The organism is Roseivirga sp. UBA1976, assembly GCF_002336325.1.
Lineage (GTDB): Bacteria > Bacteroidota > Bacteroidia > Cytophagales > Cyclobacteriaceae > Roseivirga > Roseivirga thermotolerans.
Genome location: NZ_DDDQ01000175.1, coordinates 22346 through 28860 on the forward strand (window position 1 = coordinate 22346; position 6515 = coordinate 28860).

At 43.4% G+C, this 6515-nt stretch carries 6 protein-coding genes; 5 read left to right on the top strand and 1 reads right to left on the bottom strand.

What is annotated here, in order from left to right:
• Positions 1–66: 66 nt before the first annotated feature.
• The 5 genes from ubiE (at position 67) to B3763_RS18205 (ending at position 5520) form a co-directional block, all read left to right on the top strand.
• Positions 67–789, top strand: a complete 723-nt coding sequence (gene ubiE, locus B3763_RS18185) for a bifunctional demethylmenaquinone methyltransferase/2-methoxy-6-polyprenyl-1,4-benzoquinol methylase UbiE (RefSeq protein ID WP_189630420.1) — start codon at positions 67–69, stop codon at positions 787–789.
• Entirely contained in the window at positions 738–1478 is a 741-nt protein-coding gene (locus B3763_RS18190) for an outer membrane beta-barrel protein (RefSeq protein WP_286748286.1), read from the top strand. Before ubiE ends, B3763_RS18190 begins: the two co-directional genes overlap by 52 nt.
• A 106-nt stretch (positions 1479–1584) precedes the next feature.
• Entirely contained in the window at positions 1585–2334 is a 750-nt protein-coding gene (locus B3763_RS18195; RefSeq protein WP_286748287.1) for an SDR family NAD(P)-dependent oxidoreductase, read from the top strand.
• Between the two features lies 1 nt (position 2335).
• Positions 2336–2917, top strand: coding sequence for a hypothetical protein (locus B3763_RS18200; protein WP_189630423.1), 582 nt, complete (start codon positions 2336–2338; stop codon positions 2915–2917).
• Positions 2917–5520 (top strand): M1 family metallopeptidase, encoded by a 2604-nt coding sequence (locus B3763_RS18205; RefSeq protein WP_286748288.1) that lies wholly within the window; start codon positions 2917–2919, stop codon positions 5518–5520. The genes B3763_RS18200 and B3763_RS18205 overlap by 1 nt, the downstream gene beginning before the upstream one ends.
• 224 nt (positions 5521–5744) lie before the next feature.
• Here B3763_RS18205 and B3763_RS18210 read toward each other — a convergent pair whose 3' ends face one another.
• Entirely contained in the window at positions 5745–6356 is a 612-nt protein-coding gene (locus B3763_RS18210; protein WP_286748289.1) for a hypothetical protein, read from the bottom strand.
• Positions 6357–6515: the final 159 nt, after the last annotated feature.

Sequence of the window (6515 nt, forward strand, 5' to 3'; positions counted from 1 at the left end):
AGCTTTTTCTAACAAATTGCCCAATCCCCCTGTTTCCTTCGTATTATTGCACCCAAATTTGAGCAGATGACAGTAGTGCCTTATAAAGAAAAGCAGTCGGGGAAGAAAGAGCAGGTGGCCGAAATGTTCAACAACATTAGCAGGCGCTATGACTTCCTCAATCATTTTCTAAGCCTTGGAATAGATATTCTATGGCGAAAGAAGGCCATCCGATTGCTCAAAAAGGACCAGCCCAAACAAATTTTAGATGTGGCCACAGGAACGGGAGACTTTGCTTTAGAGGCTTTGGCCCTAAACCCGGATCGGATAGTGGGAGTGGATATTTCTGAGGGCATGCTGGAAATGGGCCGTAAGAAAATGGAGCGCAAAGGTGTTGACCATATTATTGATATGCAGATGGGAGACAGCGAAAAGCTGCTCTTTGATGACAATACCTTCGATGCGGCTATCGTTGCTTTTGGTGTTAGGAATTTTGAAAACCTAAAGCAGGGACTCAGCGATATGTGCAGAGTGTTGAAGTCGGGAGGAAAGATTGTGGTTATTGAATTTTCACGACCAAAACGCTTCCCCATGAAGCAGCTCTACAATTTTTATTTTAAGTCGATTCTGCCGATTATTGGCAAGATAATTTCCAAGGATCAATCGGCTTATACCTATTTGCCGGAGTCAGTCGAGGCTTTTCCTGATGGACAGGATTTTCTCAATATCCTTACGGAAGTTGGATTTAAGAACGTAGAATGCAGGCCACTCACTTTTGGAATCAGTTCTATTTACATAGGGCAAAAATAATTACCCTCTTTTTACTTTGTGTGTGTGCGGCACTGGGAGCCCAGTCCAGAAAGCAAGGGGTTACCTTGCACCGCATAGATAGCGATAAGAAGAAAACCCAGTATGGTTTTTTTCTGGGCGCACATCAAAATTATTACGGTATTCGATATTCTGAGGCCTTTGAGAGCACTCAGTACGACCAGATTCACTCCGTAGTCTCCGAAAAAAGTGCCGGGTTCAACCTTGGGTTTATGGTCAACTTTCGCCTGGCCGATCAGTTTACCCTAAGGCTTGTGCCGGTTAAAATTGGTCTTTATCAGAATACCGTAGCCTATCATAATGTGGATGGTAGCGTAGATAGACAGCTCATAGAATCTACCCGGGTAGAACCCGGAATTTTCTTGAAATACCGCTCCATTCGGAGAGAAAACTCGCGTATGTATATCATTGCCGGAGTGAGTGGTTCGCTTAGAGCAGGCAAAGAAGACCTTGTGACCAACACCGACAGGTTAGAGATAAGAAGAATGGATGCCAAAGCAGAGATAGGCTTTGGGCTAGAGCGCTACTTCGAATTTTTTAAGTTCTCTCCGGAAATCAGGTATGCCAGAGGGTTTATGAATGTAATGAACAACTCCAGCAACTTTTACCATGACGGTATTTCGCGTATTACCACCCATAATTTTTCACTGTATCTCCATTTCTCCGATTAATGCGCCTTTGCTTCTAAGAGTTTTTACCGGCAAGTGTTTCATGTAATTTCCACATAGCGCTTCATCTATTTTCTATTAACTTGGAGCTTTACTAGCTACAGAAACGATGCAAAAAACAGCTTTGATAACCGGGGCAAGTTCCGGAATAGGTTGGGCCACAGCCCTGGCGCTGGCCGAGGAGGGTTTCCGACTGATTTTGTGTGGAAGAAGGAAAGAGAAACTAGAAGAACTGGCCGGTTTGGTGTCTGTAGACACTCACTTACTGGTGTTTGATGTTCGCTATAAAAAAGAAGTGGATGAGGCTCTGGTAGCCCTGCCTGATGGTTGGCAAACGGTAGATGTTTTGGTGAACAATGCAGGCAATGCCCACGGGTTGTCTAAGTTGCACGAAGGCAATGTGGAAGACTGGGACGCCATGATAGATATTAATGTTAAGGGCTTGTTGTACATGACCCGGGCCATAGTGCCGGGTATGGTAGAGCGGCAAACCGGGCATGTAGTCAATGTAGGCTCCATTGCCGGTAAAGAGGTGTACCCCAATGGCAATGTGTATTGTGCATCAAAACATGCCGTAGATGCCATCAATCATGGCATGCGTATGGATCTGATGGGTACAGGAGTTAAGGTATCGCAGGTTTGTCCGGGCCTGGTGGAAACGGAGTTCTCTTTGGTACGTTTTAAAGGAGACAGTTCCAGAGCTGAATCGGTTTATCAGGGATATGAGCCCCTCACAGCTCATGATATTGCAGACCTTATTCGCTTTATTGTTACACGTCCGGCACACGTCAACATTGCCGATACACTAATTCTGCCAACCGCCCAGGTGGCCTCTACCATGGTGCATAAAACGCTTTAGAATGGAGGAAAATAAAAACGAAGAAAAAAGCGGAATACCTATACCACAGGTTTTTCTCAATACCGATACAGGAGGCCCAATAGAACGCTGCATTCAGTGCGACTATCAGGTTTTGGATGGCGGGCGCCACTACATGATCGAAAAAGTGTTTAAGCGCTATCCGGAGTTTAAAAAGACAGAGGTTTTGTTTGAGTATGCTATATGCAGCAAGTGTTATGAAGAAATGAAAGAAGCCATGTCGGCCGAGAGCATGCAGAATCTGTCGGCTTACATGATGGGCAATATGAACTTCAGCCAGTTGCAACAACGTATGGAAGAAGAACCTGATAATCCGGACCATTGGCTGTCGTCTTGCCTCATAAAAGGCACCCCTAAGGAAGAACTCAGGGAGTATCAGATGGGGGCGTGCTTCAAAGGCGATCGGTTAGTTATGGACATGATGCCTCCCTTTTTAATTGGAGAAATGGCACTTGAAGAACTCAATGCGCTACTGTCTAAAGAGACCAAAGATGAAATGGATGGTTTTATGGGAGATCACTTTGGTATTCCTCCCGAACTAAGAAAAGACTTAATACTTATCTAATGAAGAGACTATTGTTGGTGGTTTGGCTGGGCGCATGCCTTTTGGGCTGTTCTTCCGATACCAAAGAATTGGAAGCGCCTGAAATTGGTGTTTCACTCGAGCTGGCGGAATACAGAAAGTCTGTTCTTTCAGGCATCAATTACAAACTGGAGTTTAGAGTGCCCGAAGAATTTGGTAGGCAAATACAGGCTTTAGAAGAGCTTACCTTCAATTTAGAGGACAATTCCAGAGATCTGCCTCTCGATTTTAAAGTGCCCCAAAGCCACCTGAAAGGTCTTGTGGTGAATGGCAAGAGCCAGCCGCTGGAGATAGTCAACGAACACATTGTTTTAAAGGCCCAAAACTTACAGAAAGGATACAACAAAGTAGAAGTGAATTTTTGGGCTGGAGAAACTTCTCTCAACCGCAAGGAAGACTTTCTTTATACCCTCTTTGTACCCGATAGGGCAAGAACTGCCTTTCCTTGCTTCGACCAACCCAACCTGAAAGCCCGTTTTAATCTTACCCTGGACCTGCCGACTAATTGGAGTGCTATAGCCAATGCACCTGTTTCGCTGGCTCGTATAGCGAATAACCGAAAGAACATAATCTACGAAGAGTCTGATTTGATAAGCACCTACCTTTTCTCTTTTGTAGCCGGAGAGTTTAAGCGAGTATCACAAACGGTTAATGGTAGAACTTTTACCATGCTTCATAGAGAAACGGACGAAGAAAAGGTAGAGCGTAATAAAGACCTCATCTTCTCTCTTCACGCAGCCTCTCTCAAATGGTTGGAGTTATATACAGGTATAGAATACCCTTTCAAAAAGCTCGATTTTGCTCTAATTCCCAGCTTTCAGTATGGAGGAATGGAGCATGTGGGAGCCATACAATACCGAGCCAATAGTTTGTTTTTGGAAAAAGACCCTTCTCAAAATCAGTTATTGGGCAGAGCAAGCCTCATTGCTCATGAGGTAGCCCACATGTGGTTTGGCAATTTGGTGACTATGGACTGGTTCAACGATGTTTGGACCAAAGAGGTCTTTGCCAATTTTATGGCCTCTAAAATGGTCAACCCAAGTTTTCCCAACATCAATCACGATTTGAGTTTTCTGGTGAGACATTACCCATCGGCCTATGGTGTAGATCGTACTCGGGGAGCCAACCCTATTCGTCAGAATTTGCCTAACCTCAATGAAGCGGGGCAAATGTATGGAGCGATTATATACAATAAGGCGCCAATTATGATGCGTCAATTAGAGTCCTTACTGGGAGAACAGGCCTTTCAGTCGGGCATGCAAGAGTATCTGAGAACCTACGGCATGAAGAATGCCACCTGGCCCAATCTGATCGAAATTCTGGATAAAAGAACACAGGTCGACCTGAAGCGTTGGAGCGAGGTGTGGGTAAATACCTCAGGCAGACCGGTATTTGAATTGGAAACAATTAACAACGAAGGGCAAGTCGAATTGCAACTTAGCCAAAAAGATGTTTCCGGTAAAAACAGGGCCTGGCCACAGAGTTTTAGAATGAAGCTCTTCAATGCCGATAAAAAGGATAGAAAAGAGCTGTTAGTGGTAAGTGCCGACCAGCCCTATAAAGTGAAATTGGGAGCCGAATGGGCGAATTTTGAGGCTTTGGCCAACTCCAATGGCATGGGTTATGGCCTTTTTTCCTCATCGTACAGCCTACTTGTGAGTCAGTGGGAACGACTTAACGAAGTAGAGAAGGGTAGCCTTCTCATCAACATGTATGAGAACTTGCTCGAACCGGGCTTTATAGGGAGAGAAGGTCAATACAAACCCACCGAATACATAGAGTTGCTCAAGTGGTTTTTGATGAAAGAGAAAAATCAATTGCTCATCAACCTGGCATTGGGGCAGTTGCGGTCAGTTTACTGGAATTTGATTTCGGAAGATCAAAGGGCCAATCTGGCTCCCGATTTAGAGAGAACCTTGCTGCATTGCCTTAATGATATTCACGAAGATCCGTCAATCAAGAAAATATTCTTTAACACCTACAGCCAGTTGGTTACCACAACAGTGAACTTGCAACGATTGTACAGTATTTGGGCCAAAGATGGTACGGTTCAGATTTCGGGGCTCAACTTATCGGAGAATGATTATATAGGCCTTGCCGAAGATCTGGCCATTAAAATACCTGAAAGAGCCGAAACCATTGTGGTTCAGCAGTTGGAACGTATAAAAAACCCTGATTCAAGAAAAAGATTTGAGTTTATTGCTCCAACACTCTCGGCCAGTGCCACAGTGCGCGATGCATTTTTTGAGACTCTGAAAGAGGAGAAAATGCGCGAAACAGAATCGTGGGTTCTAGCAGCTTTGGGTAATCTTCATCATCCGCTGCGCAGAGATCAGGCCAGAAGCTATGTATTGCCAAGTCTGGAATTATTGCAGGAGATTCAACAAACGGGTGACATATTCTTCCCTACTCGTTGGTTAGATCAGACATTGGGTAGTCATAATTCACATGAGGTTGTGAAAGTGGTAGATGCCTTCCTTGCAAAAAGGCCGCGATACAATGAACAGCTAAAAATGAAAATCTTGCAGTCGGTAGATATGGCTAGAAGGGCTAGCCAAATACTTGACAAAACGGCAAAAAAATAACCCCTCTTTCGAGCGGCTTTTTATTCATCTCATTTTTCTGACTAGATGATGTCACTTATTTAATCTATTGCCCCATTTTATAGCGACTCGGGTTTGTCATTTCAAGAGTAAAACTAAGCTGAGTTTAGATTAGTTCATAATGCATTGCATGAATTTTTTGTGAAGTTATTATGAGTTCTGAATAGATGATGGGATTTGTGAAGAGCTTCAAATAAAACTTGTTTCTACATTTTATCCCTTCGTTTGATACGATCATTTAAGGTCAGGTAATGGAAAGTTAGCAAAATTCTAAGTTCAAGATTTTGCTGGTGTTCAAGAGGAATGAGTGAAGCCAATTGGCTAATACTAGCGGGGCTAATGTCTCCTACGATATTGAGACGATTCAGGTAGTTAGTAACTATTTTAACTTTTTTAGACTTCTTCTTCAAATAGTGAAGTAAGGGGCTCCCTGACTTCAGGTTTAGTAAGATATATGTGGTTCCGTCCGGGCCGTATGATGCAAGTCCGTAGTCCCAGGTTTGAATGAAAAAGTGAGTTTCTAACTTTTGATATAGTTCCTGTTGGGCCGAAAAGTCTAATGGTATTTCAAATTCGGGGTAATTCTCTTCAGTGTATTCTATATACATGGCTATAGGATCTTGCCCTGAGTTCTCACTTAAGTTAAAGAAGGTGCTGAGCTCGTGTTCGAAGAACTCCATGCAGAGTAATATGCTTTCCGTTTTATCTTCATCAAACTCTTTTAAAAGACTCCTTTTGAGTTCGTCTTTGAATAGCTGTGCTGAAGCTTGAGATGAAGTAACGATTAAGAATGTGGCTATTAGTATTCGGTTAACCATGGCCTGAGTTGACTATTTTTGAAGTATCTTTTTCCTCCTGGAACCATTGTTTGGTACATCGCATAGCTCTCCGGAGAGGAGAAATTAAACTATTTTATAGGGTTACTTACTTATGTTGCAAGAAGCGCATTTCTGAACCTTGCCTCCATTTGTGTCTTC

What these genes read in the sequence shown, in the direction of transcription:
- B3763_RS18205 (WP_286748288.1), top strand. Translation starts at nt 2,917, where the DNA reads ATGAAGAGACTATTGTTGGTGGTTTGGCTGGGCGCATGCCTTTTGGGC.
- B3763_RS18190 (WP_286748286.1), top strand. Translation starts at nt 738, where the DNA reads ATGCAGGCCACTCACTTTTGGAATCAGTTCTATTTACATAGGGCAAAA.
- B3763_RS18200 (WP_189630423.1), top strand. Translation starts at nt 2,336, where the DNA reads ATGGAGGAAAATAAAAACGAAGAAAAAAGCGGAATACCTATACCACAG.
- ubiE (WP_189630420.1), top strand. Translation starts at nt 67, where the DNA reads ATGACAGTAGTGCCTTATAAAGAAAAGCAGTCGGGGAAGAAAGAGCAG.
- B3763_RS18210 (WP_286748289.1), bottom strand. Translation starts at nt 6,356, where the DNA reads ATGGTTAACCGAATACTAATAGCCACATTCTTAATCGTTACTTCATCT.
- B3763_RS18195 (WP_286748287.1), top strand. Translation starts at nt 1,585, where the DNA reads ATGCAAAAAACAGCTTTGATAACCGGGGCAAGTTCCGGAATAGGTTGG.